This window comes from Maribellus maritimus, assembly GCF_022267315.1.
Lineage (GTDB): Bacteria > Bacteroidota > Bacteroidia > Bacteroidales > Prolixibacteraceae > Draconibacterium > Draconibacterium maritimum.
This window is the reverse complement of the sequence record NZ_JAIKLE010000007.1, coordinates 107780-124716: the sequence shown is the minus strand read 5'-3', so window position 1 is coordinate 124716 and position 16937 is coordinate 107780. Positions and strand designations below refer to the sequence as shown.

Sequence of the window (16937 nt, the reverse complement as noted above, 5' to 3'; positions counted from 1 at the left end):
ACCATGGCTTAAAATTGGTTTCTTAATGCTGTTTAATTATTAATTTAAAACCAATGTTTGAAATGCAATAATTATACCACAATTGCATCTTTCAGCTGGAAACTGACATATAATTTACAATTAAGTTTAGTTTAACCCTAACGTGAATTGTATATTTTTTGATAAAAATGGAAAAAAAACGATTTTTTGAAAGCTGTAATGAACATAGTCGAATTTATAAGTCGAATATTCTAGTAAGTTGTTTGGATTCTATAATTTTAGGTTATGTAGAAACGATTTTTTGTAAATAAGGTTTTTTAGCCGCTTTGTTTAAAAAATTATCATAATTTAAAATGCTGCTAATAGACAAACTGAATGTCATCAACCCATAAAACTGACTCGGGCGATCCAATAAATTCAATTCCTTCGTAGCTTGACGTGAAATACAATACCAGATGGGTAGGATTTTCATTTTTTGTATCCCATCCTGTTTCGATTAGAGGAACCATTTTCCCCTGACTATTTTTGACATATAATTCACTTACACTTGGAATTAAGCCCATTGTCGCCGAATCATAAAACAGTTCGTTTGTTATATCTCCGTATTTTATATCAATAATAGTGTCTTTTAGCCAGCAATTATTTGTGTCGTCGAAAAAATTTCGTACTCCTCCTATTCTTGTAGCATAAACATTTCCTTTTTCGTCTTCCCATCTTTTTTGGAGAAGTAAACACAATTCTGCCTTATCGCAGCCCTTAATCGGTTCTGAGTTGTAAATCGATTTAATTCTTTTTTTTCCAGCGTTATATTTATAATTAAATTGAATAGCCCTGGGTCTTTCTGTAAACGGAATCCCGTGGTTGATTTTTTGGATGGGATTTTTTACACTTCTGACTGGTTCTTCCATTTCTCCCAGAAAAAGTGCACCCGAAACTAAAACTTTTAGCTTTAGGCCCATAACACGAATTTCTCGCACTTTTGTTTCCATTCTACAGGAGTAACCATTTTCATTCTTTTCAGGAAATACACAAGTATTGTATATATCTACAGCAAGTTTGGCATGTATATTTGTTGTTCCCCAAGGTGAAATTTCGTTGATGTTGTCATTCTCCTGGTTTTCAAAGCCAAGCTCAAAGACTTTTTTTGTTTCTCCCCCTACGAGCGATGATTCTTTGCATTCCTTAAAATGCCAGATATCAAAGTTAGAGCAGGGTAATTGCCCCGTAACGTTACTGGTTTTATCTTGACCGAATGATGATTTAATCAATAAGAAAAAGAAAAGTGAAAAGGTTAATATGCTTTGGTTTTGTGTCATTAGTTTTTTCGGGAATCATTCAATAAAAAATTTAAAGCTGAGCTATTAAATTCCGTGTATTTTTCGATATTACTTAGATGGCCGCAAGAAGGTATGACAAGTAATTCTGTTTCTGGATTTTTTTCGCAAAATCGAATACTATCTTTTACAAAAGCATGATCTTGATCTCCAACAATTAGGAGAGCCGGCGTTTTAAACGGTTCGCAAAAAAGTTTATCAAGATTATGTTTCACTTCACTTAAAATAAAAAGCCATGATGCATATTCTTTTTCATTAATCGATTTAGCGGTATTGATAAAAACTTGTCTTGATTTAGCATGATTTTTTCTGGGCATTATGATATATGCCATTATTTTGTACAGAAAATGGTTATTTATATACGGTGCCATTAACTTTCCAAAATTAAAAACAGTATAAATGCTTATGCTCAGGCGAAGTACTCCACCTGCACTAACAACGCTTATAAATCGTTCAGGAGCTATTTCTTGCATTATACGAATCAATGTTGCTCCGAAAGAACCACCAATAAAATGGGCTTTTTTGATTCCTAAGTCGTCCATTAATGAAAATAAATCTTCCGCAATCAAATTTAAAGAGTATTTCCCATCGTCTGGTATCGGTAAATTGTTCGAAGCCCCATGACCTCGCAAGTCAGGGAAGAGTAAGTTAAAATGCGGCTTAAATGCTTTTAGTTGAGGGCTAAATGTTCGGGAGTCGCCACCAATCCCATGAACAAAAACAACCCAGTCTTTTTCGGGAGCAATAAAATATTTTTTGTATTTCAAACGTGCTCCATTTGATACTGTTTCCACTATTCCTAAATTTTGAACGGATGTTTATTTCCAGATGTAAAATTAAGAATTATCTTTGTTTTTTTTCGGAATAGAAAAGACATTTTTTAAATTTTAATGAAAACAGAAAAATTTAGTGGGCCTACAGGGAATAAGGTTTTATTGATTTTCGGGATTTTATTTGTTGGATGTGTTTCTGTAAGAGCCCAATATACCCAGACAGTTAGAGGTAAAATAATAGATAAGGTAACCTCTGCATCAATTCCCGGAGTAAACATAATTTTAAACAACCCCTCTGACAATGTTGGGACTGCATCTGATGCAAATGGTGAGTTTGTGTTAAAAAATGTCCCGGTTGGGAGGAATAACTTTATGTTTACCTTCATTGGTTATGAACCTGTTTTTATGCAAAATATAATCGTAAGTTCAGGAAAGGAAGCAATTCTTAATGTAGAAATGGTTGAGAGTGTAACCAATTTGGATGAGGTCGTTGTCAGAGCATATAAAAAAGGAGAAGTAATCAATAAAATGGCAACCATTAGCGCTCGCTCGTTTACGATTGAAGAAACGGAACGTTATGCGGGAAGTTGGTCGGATCCGGCCCGAATGGCAACCAACTTTGCAGGGGTTCTTACTTCCAGTAATGATACCAGGAACGATATTATTATAAGGGGAAACTCTCCTACAGGTCTGCTTTGGAGGTTAGAAGGCGTTGATATCCCTAATCCAAATCATTTTGCAGTTCAGGGAACTTCAGGAGGACCCGTAAGTATGCTTAACAGTAACTTGCTAACCCGCTCCGATTTTTTTACGGGAGCCTTTCCTGCACAATATGGAAATGCACTGGCAGGAGTTTTCGATTTAAACATGAGAAACGGGAACACACAGAAGCATGAATTTGTGCTTCAGGCCGGACTTAACGGATACGAAGCAGGGCTGGAAGGACCATTTTCAAAAAAACATAAGGCATCGTATATGATAAACTGGCGATATTCGTTTCTGGATGTTCTGCAAGATTTAGGTTTTGATATTGTTGGAGGTGCCATTCCTACTTACACTGACATTAATTTCAAGTTTTTTTTCCCGACCGAAAAGCTAGGTACATTTTCTATTTTTGGCTTGGGGGGAATTGACGATATTAAAGTAGGAGCAGAAAATTCTACGGACCAGTTTAATCCAATCGAAAATACCGATCTGACCAATCAGACTAAAATGGGAGTGGCGGGCTTGACGCATAAAATATTATTTGGAGAAAAGTCAAACCTTTTAACGTCCTTCTCATATTCAGGTCAAAAATCAAACATCTCTCTCGATTCGATTATGCCGGATAATACGCAGGAGTTATATTATTCTTCAAATACGGTAGAGCAGCAGGCTTCAATGTCGATGCATTTTACGAAAAAAATAAATTCAAAAAATACTTTTTCGATAGGAGCATCTTTAAAGCATAAATGGATTGACCAAATTGACAGTGTTGATCACTTGGGCGGATTTTATTATTTGATTGATTTGGATAACGAGGCACTTGATTTACTCCAGGGGTTTGCAGAATGGAAACATCGTTTTTCAAGCCGAACAGATATTTATGCTGGATTACACAGTCAATATCTCCTTCTTAATGAAACCAATTCTTTTGAGCCAAGGGTTGGATTTAGCTGGAGCTTCGGAAGGTCTCAATCGTTAAGGTTGGGGTATGGTATCCATTCACAAACACAAACATTGCCTGTGTATTTTGTGGAAACAGCAAATGAGGACAGAACCGAATACTGGCGAACTTGCGATGATTTGGAGTTTTCGCATTCACAACATTTTATTGTTGGCTACACAAATAAAATTGCTGACAACTGGAGCCTTAAAATCGAAGGATATCTGCAGGATTTATGGAATATTCCGGTTGAAACAAAGTCTTCAACATTTTCAGTGGTCAATTTAGGTGCATCTTATTATAACGGCACATACGACAACGATAGTTTGGTAAATGAAGGACTTGGTAAAAACTATGGTGTTGAGTTGACTCTTGAGAAGTATTTAAGCAGTAATTGGTATTTTTTGATGACGACGTCATTGTTTGACTCACGTTATAAACCCAGCGATGGTGTATGGAGGCATACTGTATTTGCCTCAAACTATGCCGCAAATGGTTTGTTGGGTTTTGAATTTCCTATCGGAAGAAGAAGTTCACTAGATTTTAATTTTAGGGTTGTTTGGAGTGGTGGAATACGTGCGCTTTACGTCGACAAAGAAGCTTCTTTGATGGCAGGAGAAGTCGTTTATGATGATTCGAAAGCATATTCTAAGCGAAATAAAGATTATTTAAAAGCAGATTCAAAAGTTACATTTAAGCATAACATGAAAGGGGTAAGTGCAGAACTCGCTCTTGATTTTATAAATGTAACTGACCGTGATAATATCTTTTCGGAAACATTTGATCCGGCAACTGGAAAAACATTGTATACTTATCAGCAAGGTTTTTTGCCAACAGCTTTATTTCGAGTCGTATTTTAGTTGGAATAAATTTTTGTAATTCTTGTTTTGTTTTTTTGAAGTTTGTGTAACTTGCCCCGAAATATGAATTGTATGGAAAAAGCAGGATTCACAACACTTTCTTTAAATATACCCTATCCCAAAAAAGACCCTCATAAAAGCTTACAGATTCCGCTTTATGAGAGTGTTGCTTTTGAATTTGATTCAGCAGAACAAATCGAGGCCAATTTTAAAGGCGAATATGTGGCTCATACTTATTCACGTGCATCGAGTCCGACAGTAGAATTTTTTGAGTTAAAAATAAAAACGTTAACCCAAAGCAATGGAGTATTGGCGGTAAGTTCGGGTATGGCTGCCATTTCAAATACAATTCTGGCTATTTCAAAATCGGGAGATAATATCATTTCAGGGAATCAATTGTTTGGACATACCCTATCGTTATTTCAGCAAACATTGCCGGATTTTGGAATAGATGTCCGGTTTTCTGATTTGAAGGACAGCAGGGAGGTTGAAAAACTGATTGATAAAAATACGCGAGCCATTTATTTTGAAACAGTTACCAATCCGCAGTTGGAAATTGCTGATATTGAGATGTTGTCCGGAATTTCCCGCAAACATGGAATTCTTTTAATATCAGATAGCACCGTAACCCCTCCCAATGTTTTTAATGCCAGGAAGTTGGGGGTAAATATTGAGGTTTTTTCAGCAACCAAACACATCTCTGGTGGAACTGCTTTTGGTGGCGTTGTTATCGATCACGGAAATTACGATTGGCGTCTGAATCCCAACTTAAAAAAATTTATAGAGAAATTTAAGGACAATTCGTTTATTGTAAAACTCCGCAAAAATATTTACCGCAACACCGGGGGAAGCATGGCACCTCAAACCGCAAAGTTTCTGATCCAGGGGTTGGATATTCTGGAGCTTCGGGTCGAAAAATGTTATCAAAACTGCCTGGCTTTGGGAAAATTCTTAAGCTCTAATCAGAAAGTAAAAAAGGTTGGGTATCCGGGTTTGGAATTCGATTCGCGAAACTTTCTCGCACAAAAATATTTTAACGGAATTCCGGGAACAATTATGACCTTCGACCTTGAATCAAAAGAAGCTTGTTTTGCGTTTATGAACAAGTTGCAAATAATCCGGCGGGCCACCAATTTAAATGATAACAAAACACTGATTATCCACCCGTATTCAACAATTTACGCTGAATTTTCGGAAGAAGAAAGGAAAATTGCCGACGTGCGTGATACCATGATGCGGCTTTCCGTTGGGATTGAAAACGTGGAAGATTTGATTGCAGATATCAAGCAGGCTCTTTCTTAATTAGTCTTTTATTTTTAGATTTTCCAAAGTATTAAAATCATAAGGAGATGTTCCTGTTGCATACTGGTTTTCCCAAAACTCGGTTTCGTATCGGTTTTGAATTGAACGTAAAATAATTCTGTTGCCAAAAATACGTTTACGGTTTTTTCGGATTGCCAGCGATTCAACGCCGTTTTTGTATGTTTTTAAATGTTCAGAAACTTCTATTTCCCGCCCCGGACTAATAACCGCACCCTGCACGTATTCCGATAAATATCCAAATCCATCAGAATAATCATACTTAATGTAATGATACGTTTTCTGAACAGGAATTGTATCCCATACTTCCTGTGCTTTTTCAAAAACCAGTTTTGAATGTAAATAGGGAAGTTTAATGTCTTTTTTTACCATCGCAAACGAAAGCAGCGTAGTATCTTTTTTATTAATGATTACTTCAATGTTACATTTGTGATCGTACTTTGTTTTGCTGGCAAGAATTAATTTTATAAAGTTACTTTCTTCTTTTTTCAGATAGTTGAATTGTTTGGGTAAATCAACCCAGTAAATTTGCTGAACGGGCGGGTAGAATAAATTCAAATCAATCAAAAAATCGTTGTCCTGAATTTCTCCGTTTTTTTCTATTTTCTCCTGAATCCGGTAAATATTTGTTTTTTCGCCCTTTTTGTATGAGCGAAGTTTTTTTTGAACAATATCCAAATCCAAAAAGGCCTCCTGTGCAACTGTTTCGCCATATAATTTTCGGGTACATTTTGCATAAGCCCGGGAGACGTTTTCATCTTCAAATGTTTTCCAGGTGTTTTCGCAGCTTCTGTTAAAAAGGTTGAAAGCAAATTGTGGTGAAACCAATACTTCTTCAATTTGAAAGTCTTTGGATGAAAGAACAAAATTTTCGATTTTATTATCGATCAGGAAACGTGTTTTTTTATAATTTAAATGTTTTATTTCAATCGAATCGTTTACCTGCGCTTCAAGTCTAAAAAATCCATTCTCATCGGTAATACACGAAGTTTTTCTCCCTAGGTTGTACAACGTGGCAAATTCAACCGGAGTGCCGTTGTTGTTTAGAACTGTTCCGGAAATAACGTTTTTGCCGGTGCTTTTACTTTCTCCGGAAATTGTTCTTTCAATATCATTCTCCGCCTGCATACTGCTTTCAGGACTAACTGTTTTTGAATCCGCTGTATTTTTCCTTTTTTCTATTGTTGAATTTTCTGTATCTGCGTCTGAATTTCGGAACCGGGCAACAGTAAAATCAGCACTTCCCAAACAAATCTGCCCGTTTCCCGAAATTCCTTCCACCAGAACTTTGTAGCGCGAAACATTATCGCAGGTAAAAAATAAAACTTCCGCAACGCCATTTCCTAAAATAAGATTCGGATTCCAGTATAAAGTATTTCTGAAATCAGGCGCTTCATCTTTTACATTTTCCGTTGTGTATTCCGGTGAATAGAATTCTTTAAAGGATGCAAAACCTTCTATCTTTTCTACCATTCCACCTAACAGTGGCCTGTCCAAAGCTCTTTCTTCACTGGTTTTAAAGGTTAGGTTTATTGCTCCCCACATTGCACGTGCTCCAAAAGCATAAGACATTGGTGGAGAGATAATCTCAATTGTTTTGATATCACTGATGTTGTAACTTCGGGCTTCATCGTATTCTATGTACCGGTAACCGTCAATAAAAAAATTTGCAATTCCACTCGTTTCTCCGGTTCTTACTTTAATAAATACTTCGTTCTTTTTTTTCTCCTCATTCCATATTAGAAAAGAATAAACACCGGGGACTCTTGTAGCAAGATATTGCACAATGTCTAAGCTGCCGGCGGTCATTTCCCCCGTTAATTGATATGCGCCTTTATTTTTCTGAGGTGTTCCGGTTTTTATTTTTGGTTCGGGTTTTCGCGCTGTAACATTAATTTCGTCAATCAATCGTGTATCTCTGTTCGGGTAAAATTCCTTTAACCGTAAGTCATTCAGGTAGCGTTGCCGGTATAGAGATAAAGGAATACCGGTAAAATCCTGTAAAACATGTAATTGTTGATTGTCGATTGGAGGAGGAGTTATTTGTGGTAGTTCCATTTCAAACTGTACGCTGTTTTTGTTTCGTTTATTGCGTGCCTGAACAAAAACAGAGGCTGAGTCGGTAAAAAAGATCTTACTGAATTTGAAATTTCCGTTTTTATCAAGCGGCTGGTCAATGATTTGAGTTGTACTGTCGTTTTTAAAAAGCATCATGGTAACATCGCCTTCAGGGAGAGTTTTGTTTCCGATTGCTCGTTTTACCTGTCCCTGAAAACTAAATCCCAGTTGTGGCTCAAACTTTATTTCTGCAGAATCTTTATCTAAATCATTCCAAATGTAATTGCTCCATCCGTTTATTGTCATCAGCAAATCTAGTTTGGTTTGCGAGTCGAGCGAATCGTCGGAAATAGAATAATCGGCCGGTGTTTCAATATGGCCTTTTAACTCTGAATCAAGCAGTAAATATGAAGCCATGTTTTGTGAAACTCCGGTGGCATTCAGGTAGTTTTCATCGACTACAGCCATTGAGAGAAATGATATCTCGGAACCGACTGTGTCTTGAATATCTACCTGAACGATTTCGCGGGTTGACAGTTGCTTGTCGTTTAACCGGACCTGCAGATGGTTAATATTGTCGCTAATAAAAACCAGTCGCTCGGAAACCGGCTTTAAATTGTCGTCAAGCAGTACCAGTCGGTTGATTCCACTCCGCAGTTTTTCAATGTCTATTTTAAGAATGGAATTTATTTTTTTGCGGGTGATTTCCAAGTAAAATAAACCCCTGCCTCTATTCATCCCAACAAGAGTCCACTGTCCTCGGCCCGTATCTTTCCCCTGAACAACCAATTGTATCTGTCGTTTTCCCTGATTTACCAGTTTTAGTTTTGCGCCACTTTCTTTTACCTCAGGAAGTTCAAAATGGGTTTCTCCAATTTGTGCAGTGTATGTTTCCCCGGCTTTTGGATAGAAATAAAACTTTCCGGCACCTTTGTAAATGGATTGAAAAGTTAATACTGGTTGTTTTTTTTCATCCAGGAGAGTTCCCGAAACCGGAATTCCTTTTCCTGATTTATCAGTTGCTTTAAACGTTACACAATTCGATTCGCCGACAAGCAGAAAACCACCTTCCGGAAGAAATGAAACATCGATTCTGGTTTCCAGTGATTCTCCGGCTGAAATTTGACTTAGTGTGTCAAGAGCCCAGTCTTTATCAATACTCAGCTGGCTCGAAGATAGTTCAAAAGAATTTTTAACGGTGGAAATTCTGATGGTTTTGGTGAAAAAGGCGTCGTCGCCAAAGTTCTTTAGGTAGTCGGTATAGGCACGCAGCAAATAGTTTCCTTCCAGTTCAGTGGAATTGGAAAGCGAAAGCCAACCCCGGCCCAATCCTGTTTGAATTAGAAATATTTCGTTTTTTATAATTTCACCATCTTCACCAATTAAATCGACGTATAAGTTACACGACTCAGAGACCGGTATGTGTGATTGTCCTTCAACAAGATAAGCTGCAAACCACAGGGTATCTCCCGAAAAATAAAATTCCCGGTCGGTGTGGAGATAGAGTTTTTGAAATCTCATGGTGTTTGGCTCTTTTATAAATGCTTCCACATTTTGGGAATGAATTGCAAAAACATTTTCCAACAAAATAAGCAGTAATATAATACGGTGTGTTGGCATAGTGGATTAGTTTAGTTGGCTGATTGTCAGCAAAAATTGTTCCAAAACATATGCCTTTGCAATCACTTTTGTTCTGAAATATGGTTTGGAGAAATCATTTCACTTCATTTTGTTTTCCATCAGAAATTCAAAAAAACGGTTCACACGTGTAACTTTCCCGTCTTTTGATTTTGGTTCGTCAATAAATCCGACCCAGAATTTTTTAGCAGAATAGCTCAGTTTATTAAATGCTCTCATCATTTTCGGGTCATCATCGAGGAGCCATTGCAAATATTCCGGAACCTTAATTTCCGGGGGAGCTTCATCTTTTTCAACAACAATATGAACGCTGTCTCCTTCGGTTTTTCCAATCGCATCGCGGATGTCTTTTTTCAGGTGCAGCCAATGGGTGCCGTTTCCGTGAGGAAGTAAACTCATCCGGTACATTTTTCCGTCGAATGCAGCTTTTACACGAATGGCTTTTCGTGTGCCAAATTCCTTTGCACTTTCATAAGGGAATTCGGCAAAAACACCCAGTTGCGGCCCTTTAAGCAGAACGGTTTCGTATTCGTATTTTTTAGTCATCGTTTTCCTGCTGAAGAAATTTGAGGTTGCGTTTCAAGCCTTTAAATCCGGTTCGTTTTACCGCCGAATTTTTAAATAGTTCGTTAAACAATGGTTTTTCGATATTAAGCCAATCTTTTTTTGACAATTCCATTAATTCAGGGCGAGGTTCAAAATTGGGCTCGTTGTGTGCCGTCGATTTTAAATTCCAGGGACAAACATCCTGGCAAATGTCGCAACCAAACACGCGGTTCTCAAATAGTCCTTTTAGATTTTTATCCAAATCTCCTTTTAATTCAATGGTTTGATAGGAAATACATTTTCGGGCATCAACTACATGGTTGGTAACAATTGCTTTTGTTGGGCAGGCATCAATGCAGCGTGTACAATTTCCACAGTGGTCGCGAACCAGTTTGGCTTCGTCGTAGGGAAGTTCAATATCAAGAATTAGTTCCCCGATAAAAAAGAAACTTCCGTGTGTTACCGAGATAAGATTGCTGTTTTTACCAATCCAGCCCAATCCGGCACATTTTGCCCAGGCACGTTCCAAGACAGGTGCCGAATCAACAAAGGGTCGTCCGTTGCAAGGTTCAATCTCATTCTGAATAAAAGAAAGCAGCTTTTTTAACTTGTCTTTCATTACAAAATGATAGTCGGTCCCGTAAGCATATTTTGAAAGTATCGGGGCATCGGAATTTTTTTGTTTTGTTTGAGGATAGTAATTCTGAAGAACTATAATTATTGTTTTGGCATTCTCTACTAACAACTCAGGATTCAGTCGTTTGTCGATATTTCTTGCCATGTAGCCCATTTCACCATGCATCTCTTTGTTAAGCCATTTATGAAAATACTCTTTCTCACCGACCAGCTCTTGGACCTGAAGTACAGCACATTCCAGAAAGCCTAAATCTTTCGCTTTGGATTTTAGTATATTTGATAAGTGTTTTTTTTCCTGCATGTTTTATAAAAATAGTAAACTAAACAAAATGAACCTAAATCGCCGTAACTTTTTAAAAAGCTCTTCGCTCGCAGTTGTCGGAACTGCTGTGTCAAATCCTTCATCTGCATTTCAGAGTAATGATAAAATGGATTATTCAGTGCTCGATAAGATGCTGACAAAGCAGGTTCTAAAAAAGGAACTATTCCCTGATCCCGTAATTATTGAAACATTGGAATTATTAAGATACGAAGATAATTTTATTTGCAGGGTAAGGTCAACCGGGGGTGCGGAAGGAATATCCGTTGGAAACAACATGCAGATGATTTCTTTGTATCCCATTTTTACTAAGCGGCTTCAGCCATTTTTCCCGGGGAAAGATGCCCGCGATTTGGAAAAAATTCTGGATGAGGTGTATGTTTATCAAAGCAACTATAAATTGCAAAGTCTGGCGCTTTGGGTTCCGCTGGCTACCATCGAATTTGCTATTTTGGATATGTTAGGGAGAATTGCCGGAAAACCGATGGGGGAACTAATCGGAGAAATTCATCAAATTGAAATTGCGGTATATCAGGCAAATAATTTCAGAGGAAAAACAGCAAAGGAGTCTATTGAGGGAATAAAAAGACAGGTGGGAGAAACACAGTCAAAAGCCGTGAAATTTAAAATTGGCGGAAGAATGAGTAATAATGCCGATTATCCCCCGGGAAGAACGGAAGAGTTGATTCCGCTTGTTCGTAAAACATTTGGAGAGAATATGACAATTTATGCAGATTCCAACGGATCTTATACGATTGAGGAAGCCATCAGGATAGGGAGAATTTTGCAAGAGTATAAAATTGATTTTTATGAAGAACCCGTTCCGTTTGATTGGTATGAAGAAACGCTTGAAGTAGCAAAAGCACTGACAGTACCTATTGCCGGTGGCGAACAGGAACCCAGCATGTATAATTTTAGGTGGCTGATTGCCCATGATGCGTTGCAGATTGTACAGCCCGATATTTTTTATTTTGGCGGAATGCTTCGTTCCATGAAAGTGGCGCGTATGGCTGACGCTTCAGGGAAAATTTGTGTTCCCCATATTTCAGGGTCCGGTTTGGGGTATTTGTACATGATGCATTTTGTTTCGGCGATTCCAAATGCCGGGCCGTTTCATGAATTTAAAGGATTTAACAGAGAAATTCCACTGGAGTGTAAAACTTCAGATTTAAAAAGCAATGAGGGTGTTGTAAAAGTTCCGTCAGGTCCGGGGCTGGGAGTTGAAGTTGATCCGGAATTTATTGGAAAGCACAAGTTGGTTAAAGGGTAAACCTCCTCCAAAACGACGTTTGTAACCGTCGTCAGAATTTGGTCTTTAAAAGAAACCCAACTCCAGCCTGGCTTCTTCACTCATCATCGATTTATCCCAGGGCGGATCAAAGGTAAGGTCAATGTTTACATTTTCAATTCCTTCCACTGCACGCGTTGCTGCCGTTACATCATCCATTAAAATATCAACAACAGGGCAGCCCGGTGCTGTAAGCGTCATTACAATATTCGCATTGTTTTTTTCGTCAACATCAACATTATATATCAATCCAAGGTCGTATATGTTTACCGGAATCTCCGGGTCGTATACTTCTTTCAGGTTGTTTATAATTAAGTCTATTCTTTTGTCCATTTTAATTCCTCCTTCCTCAATCTGCAATCTTGCTATAAGCAACACCATATAAACGAATTTGTTTTACCATGGCCAGCAATCCATTTGAGCGTGTTGGCGAGAGATGTTGTTTGAGCCCCAAATCATCGATGAAATGAAGATCATTTTCAATCAATTCTTTGGGAGTTCTTCCTGAAACAACACGTAAAAGCAATGCAACCAGCCCTTTTACAATAACTGCATCACTTTCTCCCCTGAAATAAATTTTTCCATCCTTCATCTCGGCAACCAACCAAACCCGTGATTGACATCCCTTTATTAAATTCTGGTCGTTTTTATCTTTTTGGTCCAAATTTTTCAAATCATTTCCCAATTCAATCAAATACGAGTATTTGTCCATCCAATCTTCGTAGATGGAGAATTCATCAATAATTTCCTGTTGTATTTCTTCTATCGACATGAATCTTAGCTTTTAACAAAAACTCAAAGTTCGCAAAATTTTACTTTTTAACAATGGCTATTCTTAGTCATATTAAGAATCTTTAAAATGAGGTGGATACTCTTAATATTGACTTAAAGTCTGTTATTAATTTTTTATAGTTTTATGTTCAAAACCAAAAGTTAAAATCTTTAGATATGAATAGTTTAAAAGGAACACAAACCGAAGAAAATTTATTGAAAGCATTTGCAGGTGAATCACAAGCACGGATGAGGTATGATTATTTTGCTAAAAAAGCGCGAAAAGAAGGCTTGGAACAAATTGCTGCAATTTTTGAAGAAACTGCAATAAACGAGCGCCAGCACGCTAAACGGTTTTTCGATTTTCTGGAAGGTGGAATGGTGGAAATCACAGCCTCGTATCCGGCCGGAAAAGTTGGGACTACCCTTGAAAATTTGAAGGCTGCTGCCGATGGTGAAAACGAAGAGTGGACCGATTTGTATCCTGAATTTGCCCGGATAGCCGAGGAGGAAGGTTTTAAAGAAATTGCCAATGCTTTTAAATTAATTTCCCGGGTGGAAAAAGAACACGAAGAACGGTATCGCACATTATATACAAATCTGGAAGAGGGGAAGGTATTTAAACGTGGTGAGAAGGTAATCTGGAAATGTCGCAAGTGTGGTTTTATACACGAAGGGACTGTCGCACCCAAAAAATGTCCGGCCTGTTTGCATGACCAGGCTTATTTTGAAATTGCAGCAAGTAATTACTAATTCAAAAATACTGTTTTTATAATCCGCAGAGAAGCGCTTTTCAATGTGACTCAAATCACTTTCAATTTTTTCTATTCTGCGTTTCTTTGTGGAAATTTTTTGTTATGAAACAGTTTCTATTGAGGTATAAGTGGAAAGTAGTGGGCCTTTTCCTGGGCGCATTGGCCGGATTTCTTTACTGGTATTATATTGGCTGTACTTCCGGAACCTGCCCGATTCAGTCGAACTGGCATACCAGTACACTTTATGGCGCATTGATCGGGTATGTTTTTCCAAACAGTTCTAAAAAAGGAAAAAAGGAATCTTCACCAAAACCAGAGAATTTATAACATCACAAGCACTTTTTTCAATGCCTCGATAAAAAGATCAACTTCTTCTTTTGTGTTGTACATTCCAAAGGAAATACGAATCGTTCCGGGAACTTTGTAGTGTTGCATAACCGGATCGGCACAATGATGACCCGTTCGAACGGCAATTCCCATTTTATCAAGTAACATTCCGATATCGTAGGGATGGGTATTGCCAACATTAAATGAAATGACACCCGATTTTTCCGGTGCCTCACCATAGATTTTTATTCCGGAGATCTCCTTTAATTTTGAAGCAGCATAAGTTAGGATATTCTTTTCCCATTTTCCAATATTTTGCAGCCCAATCTCAGTAATCAAATCGATTGCGGAACCAAACGCAACTACACTGGTAATATTTGGTGTTCCTGCCTCGAACTTGTAAGGTATTTCATTAAAGGTTGTTTTTTCAAATGAAACTTCCGAAATCATTTCGCCACCGCCTTGGTAGGGAGGCATTTCATCCAGCCATTTTCGTTTACCGTACAAAACACCAACGCCGTTTGGACCGTACATTTTATGTGCAGAAAAGGCATAAAAGTCAGCATCCAGTTTTTGAACGTCAACGGGAATATGTTGAACAGCTTGTGCCCCGTCGATAAAAACAGGAACATTTTTTTGATGAGCTATCTGAACTATCTTTTCTACAGGATTGATTGTTCCCAAAACATTGGAAACATGTGCCAATGCAATAATTTTTGTTTTGTGATTGATCAACTTTTCCAAAACATCCAACTGAAGTTCACCCGAATCGGTAAAAGGGAGTTTTATAACCGTTGCATTTTTTCTGCCTGCTACCAGTTGCCAGGGAACAATGTTTGAATGATGTTCCATTTCGGAAACGATAATTTCATCGCCTTCCTGAATATATTTCTCACCAAAAGAATGGGCAACCAGGTTTACGCTTTCAGTAGTTCCTTTGGTAAGAATAATTTCTTCCCGAACTCCTGCTTTAATAAATTTCTGGAGTTTAATACGAACTGCTTCAAATTCGACGGTTGCCTGGTCGGCCATGTAATGCGCTGCCCGGTGGATATTCCCGTAAAAATCGTTGTGAAGCCGCTCTTCCGTCATTAAGACCTGCACTGGTTTTTGAGCCGATGCGGCGTTGTCGAAATATACAAACGGTTTGTTGTAAACTTTTTGGTTCAGAACGGGAAAATAGCTTCTTATTTTTTGAATGTTGTAATCCATTTTAATCCTGTAAAGAAAACTAAAGGTAGATAATTTTGCGGCAAAAAAATATTCCCGCAAGTTCAAACAACTGAATCCTACGGGAATATCTGAAGAATTTTTATTTGGCTAACATTCGCAGTTGTACGCACATTCGTGGCAACGTGCTACTTCGCCTTTTAAACGTTTGTCAACCAGATCATCAATCCGCTCGCGAAGAGCTTCAATTTTTATCTCTTGCACTACTTCGTGTGCAAACGCATTCATCATCATTAACCGTGCTTTATCTTCGCCAATTCCCCGGGCTCTCAAATAAAACAAGGCCTCTTCGTCGATTTGACCAACTGTAGCACCATGGCTGCATTTTACATCATCAGCATCAATAATCAGCTGAGGTTTGGTTTGCATAGTAGCTGCATCGGTGAGTAACAAATTGTTGTTTCGTTGAAATGCGTTGGTTTTTTGTGCGTCGCGCATTACATGTATTCTTCCTGCAAATGCTCCGGTAGATTGGTCGTTGAGCACATTTTTATACAACTGGTTGCTCTGGCAATGAGGTTGGGCATGAATAACCTGAGTGAAATTATCAACATGCTGTTTTTTATCGATAAACGACATCCCATACATATTGGATTCAGCATTTTCGCCGTTGAGTATAAATTTCAGGTTATTTCTAATCAGTCCGCCATGTAATGACGAAGTATGTGTGGTGGCAGTAGAATCTCTTTCCTGTTGAATAAAAACAGAATTCAGTGATGTAGCTTTGTTGTGTTCATTTTGAAGTGTATAATAATCAAAATGAGCATTTTCTCCTACAAAAATCTCAGTAACAGAGTTACTTAGATAGGTATTCAAATCCAGTGTGTGGTTACACAACAAAAGTTGCAAACTTGCTCCTGATTCTACTACAATTAAATTACGCTGAGTGGCAAAAGTATCTTTATTCGATTGCAATAAATTAATAAGTTGCAACGGTTTTTCAATCGTTACATTTTTTGGGACGTACAAAAAATATCCGTCTTTTGCAAAGGCTGTATTTAAGGCTACCAAAGGATCTTCTTCTGTTTTGGCAATTTGTGCGTAGTACTTTTCAATCAGTTCCGGATTGGTATTGGCAATCTCTTCCAGGCTTCCAAGTATAACGCCTTCCGGTAATTCTGCCTCTTTATTTTTTTGGTAATACCACCCGTTGATTAACAACGTGAGGTGGGTATTCAGCTGAGGAACATCGCAACGAAACACTTCGTTTAAATCTGCTTCAACCTCTTCTCTTTGGTGAATAAATTTATATTCAGGCAAAAATTGCGGCTGCAGATTGGTGTATTTATAATTTTCATTTTTTCGTGTAGGAATGCCCTGCATTACAAAATCCTGAAAAGCTTTATTTCTTTGAGCATTTAAAACATGGGAAGAGCCTTCAAACAAAAGGTCTTTCACTTCGTTGTAATGCCCCGTATATTTGAGCGATAAATCCGCTTTTTCTACTAAAACACTCAT

The 16937-nt window shown here is 37.9% G+C and carries 14 protein-coding genes; 5 read left to right on the top strand and 9 right to left on the bottom strand.

The features are described 5' to 3' along the window. Positions 1–338 precede the first annotated feature (338 nt). Positions 339–1295: a PCMD domain-containing protein gene (locus tag K5G00_RS08420; protein WP_238765694.1), complete on the bottom strand. Its 957-nt coding sequence runs from the start codon at positions 1293–1295 to the stop codon at positions 339–341. Next, positions 1295–2080 carry an alpha/beta fold hydrolase gene (locus tag K5G00_RS08415; protein ID WP_238765693.1) on the bottom strand — a complete coding sequence of 262 codons (786 nt, stop codon included), beginning with the start codon at positions 2078–2080 and terminating at the stop codon, positions 1295–1297. Before K5G00_RS08415 ends, K5G00_RS08420 begins: the two co-directional genes overlap by 1 nt. Before the next feature lie 123 nt (positions 2081–2203). Here K5G00_RS08415 and K5G00_RS08410 point away from each other — a divergent pair, with 123 nt between their 5' ends. After that, positions 2204–4591, top strand: a complete 2388-nt coding sequence (locus K5G00_RS08410) for a TonB-dependent receptor (RefSeq protein ID WP_238765692.1) — start codon at positions 2204–2206, stop codon at positions 4589–4591. Positions 4592–4663: 72 nt separating this feature from the next. Then, positions 4664–5893, top strand: coding sequence for a PLP-dependent transferase (locus K5G00_RS08405; protein WP_238765691.1), 1230 nt, complete (start codon positions 4664–4666; stop codon positions 5891–5893). Here the strand turns inward: K5G00_RS08405 and K5G00_RS08400 are convergent, their stop codons facing one another. From K5G00_RS08400 to queG, 3 genes are all read right to left on the bottom strand, one after another. Continuing rightward, on the bottom strand, positions 5894–9589 hold the full coding sequence (locus K5G00_RS08400; RefSeq protein WP_238765690.1) for a carboxypeptidase-like regulatory domain-containing protein: 3696 nt from the start codon (positions 9587–9589) through the stop codon (positions 5894–5896). 99 nt (positions 9590–9688) lie between these two features. Further along, a complete protein-coding gene (locus tag K5G00_RS08395) occupies positions 9689–10153 on the bottom strand; it encodes a DUF1905 domain-containing protein (protein WP_238765689.1) in 465 nt (154 codons plus the stop codon). Continuing rightward, entirely contained in the window at positions 10146–11090 is a 945-nt protein-coding gene (gene queG, locus K5G00_RS08390; RefSeq protein WP_238765688.1) for a tRNA epoxyqueuosine(34) reductase QueG, read from the bottom strand. The genes K5G00_RS08395 and queG overlap by 8 nt, the downstream gene beginning before the upstream one ends. A gap of 28 nt (positions 11091–11118) precedes the next feature. Between queG and K5G00_RS08385 the strand changes: the two genes are divergently transcribed. Further along, positions 11119–12378, top strand: coding sequence for a mandelate racemase/muconate lactonizing enzyme family protein (locus K5G00_RS08385; protein ID WP_238765687.1), 1260 nt, complete (start codon positions 11119–11121; stop codon positions 12376–12378). Between the two features lie 45 nt (positions 12379–12423). Here the strand turns inward: K5G00_RS08385 and K5G00_RS08380 are convergent, their stop codons facing one another. Together K5G00_RS08380 and K5G00_RS08375 are read right to left on the bottom strand one after the other, a co-directional pair. After that, a complete protein-coding gene (locus K5G00_RS08380) occupies positions 12424–12729 on the bottom strand; it encodes a metal-sulfur cluster assembly factor (RefSeq protein WP_238765686.1) in 306 nt (101 codons plus the stop codon). A gap of 16 nt (positions 12730–12745) precedes the next feature. Next, positions 12746–13168 carry a SufE family protein gene (locus tag K5G00_RS08375; RefSeq protein WP_238765685.1) on the bottom strand — a complete coding sequence of 141 codons (423 nt, stop codon included), beginning with the start codon at positions 13166–13168 and terminating at the stop codon, positions 12746–12748. Positions 13169–13344: 176 nt separating this feature from the next. On the opposite strand from K5G00_RS08375, the gene rbr reads away from it, so the two are divergent. Further along, positions 13345–13920 (top strand): rubrerythrin, encoded by a 576-nt coding sequence (rbr, locus tag K5G00_RS08370; protein ID WP_238765684.1) that lies wholly within the window; start codon positions 13345–13347, stop codon positions 13918–13920. Between the two features lie 104 nt (positions 13921–14024). After that, positions 14025–14249, top strand: coding sequence for a DUF6132 family protein (locus K5G00_RS08365; protein WP_238765683.1), 225 nt, complete (start codon positions 14025–14027; stop codon positions 14247–14249). Here the strand turns inward: K5G00_RS08365 and K5G00_RS08360 are convergent. Next, positions 14244–15461 carry an aminotransferase class V-fold PLP-dependent enzyme gene (locus K5G00_RS08360; RefSeq protein WP_238765682.1) on the bottom strand — a complete coding sequence of 406 codons (1218 nt, stop codon included), beginning with the start codon at positions 15459–15461 and terminating at the stop codon, positions 14244–14246. The genes K5G00_RS08365 and K5G00_RS08360 overlap by 6 nt on opposite strands. Before the next feature lie 108 nt (positions 15462–15569). Further along, on the bottom strand, positions 15570–16937 hold the full coding sequence (gene sufD / locus K5G00_RS08355; protein ID WP_238765681.1) for a Fe-S cluster assembly protein SufD: 1368 nt from the start codon (positions 16935–16937) through the stop codon (positions 15570–15572).

Bases quoted from the DNA above. Each gene is read 5' to 3' on its own strand.
- K5G00_RS08420 (WP_238765694.1), bottom strand. From the start codon at position 1,295: ATGACACAAAACCAAAGCATATTAACCTTTTCACTTTTCTTTTTCTTA.
- K5G00_RS08410 (WP_238765692.1), top strand. From the start codon at position 2,204: ATGAAAACAGAAAAATTTAGTGGGCCTACAGGGAATAAGGTTTTATTG.
- K5G00_RS08405 (WP_238765691.1), top strand. From the start codon at position 4,664: ATGGAAAAAGCAGGATTCACAACACTTTCTTTAAATATACCCTATCCC.
- K5G00_RS08400 (WP_238765690.1), bottom strand. From the start codon at position 9,589: ATGCCAACACACCGTATTATATTACTGCTTATTTTGTTGGAAAATGTT.
- K5G00_RS08395 (WP_238765689.1), bottom strand. From the start codon at position 10,153: ATGACTAAAAAATACGAATACGAAACCGTTCTGCTTAAAGGGCCGCAA.
- queG (WP_238765688.1), bottom strand. From the start codon at position 11,090: ATGCAGGAAAAAAAACACTTATCAAATATACTAAAATCCAAAGCGAAA.
- K5G00_RS08385 (WP_238765687.1), top strand. From the start codon at position 11,119: ATGAACCTAAATCGCCGTAACTTTTTAAAAAGCTCTTCGCTCGCAGTT.
- K5G00_RS08380 (WP_238765686.1), bottom strand. From the start codon at position 12,729: ATGGACAAAAGAATAGACTTAATTATAAACAACCTGAAAGAAGTATAC.
- K5G00_RS08375 (WP_238765685.1), bottom strand. From the start codon at position 13,168: ATGTCGATAGAAGAAATACAACAGGAAATTATTGATGAATTCTCCATC.
- rbr (WP_238765684.1), top strand. From the start codon at position 13,345: ATGAATAGTTTAAAAGGAACACAAACCGAAGAAAATTTATTGAAAGCA.
- K5G00_RS08365 (WP_238765683.1), top strand. From the start codon at position 14,025: ATGAAACAGTTTCTATTGAGGTATAAGTGGAAAGTAGTGGGCCTTTTC.
- K5G00_RS08360 (WP_238765682.1), bottom strand. From the start codon at position 15,461: ATGGATTACAACATTCAAAAAATAAGAAGCTATTTTCCCGTTCTGAAC.
- sufD (WP_238765681.1), bottom strand. From the start codon at position 16,937: ATGAGTGTTTTAGTAGAAAAAGCGGATTTATCGCTCAAATATACGGGG.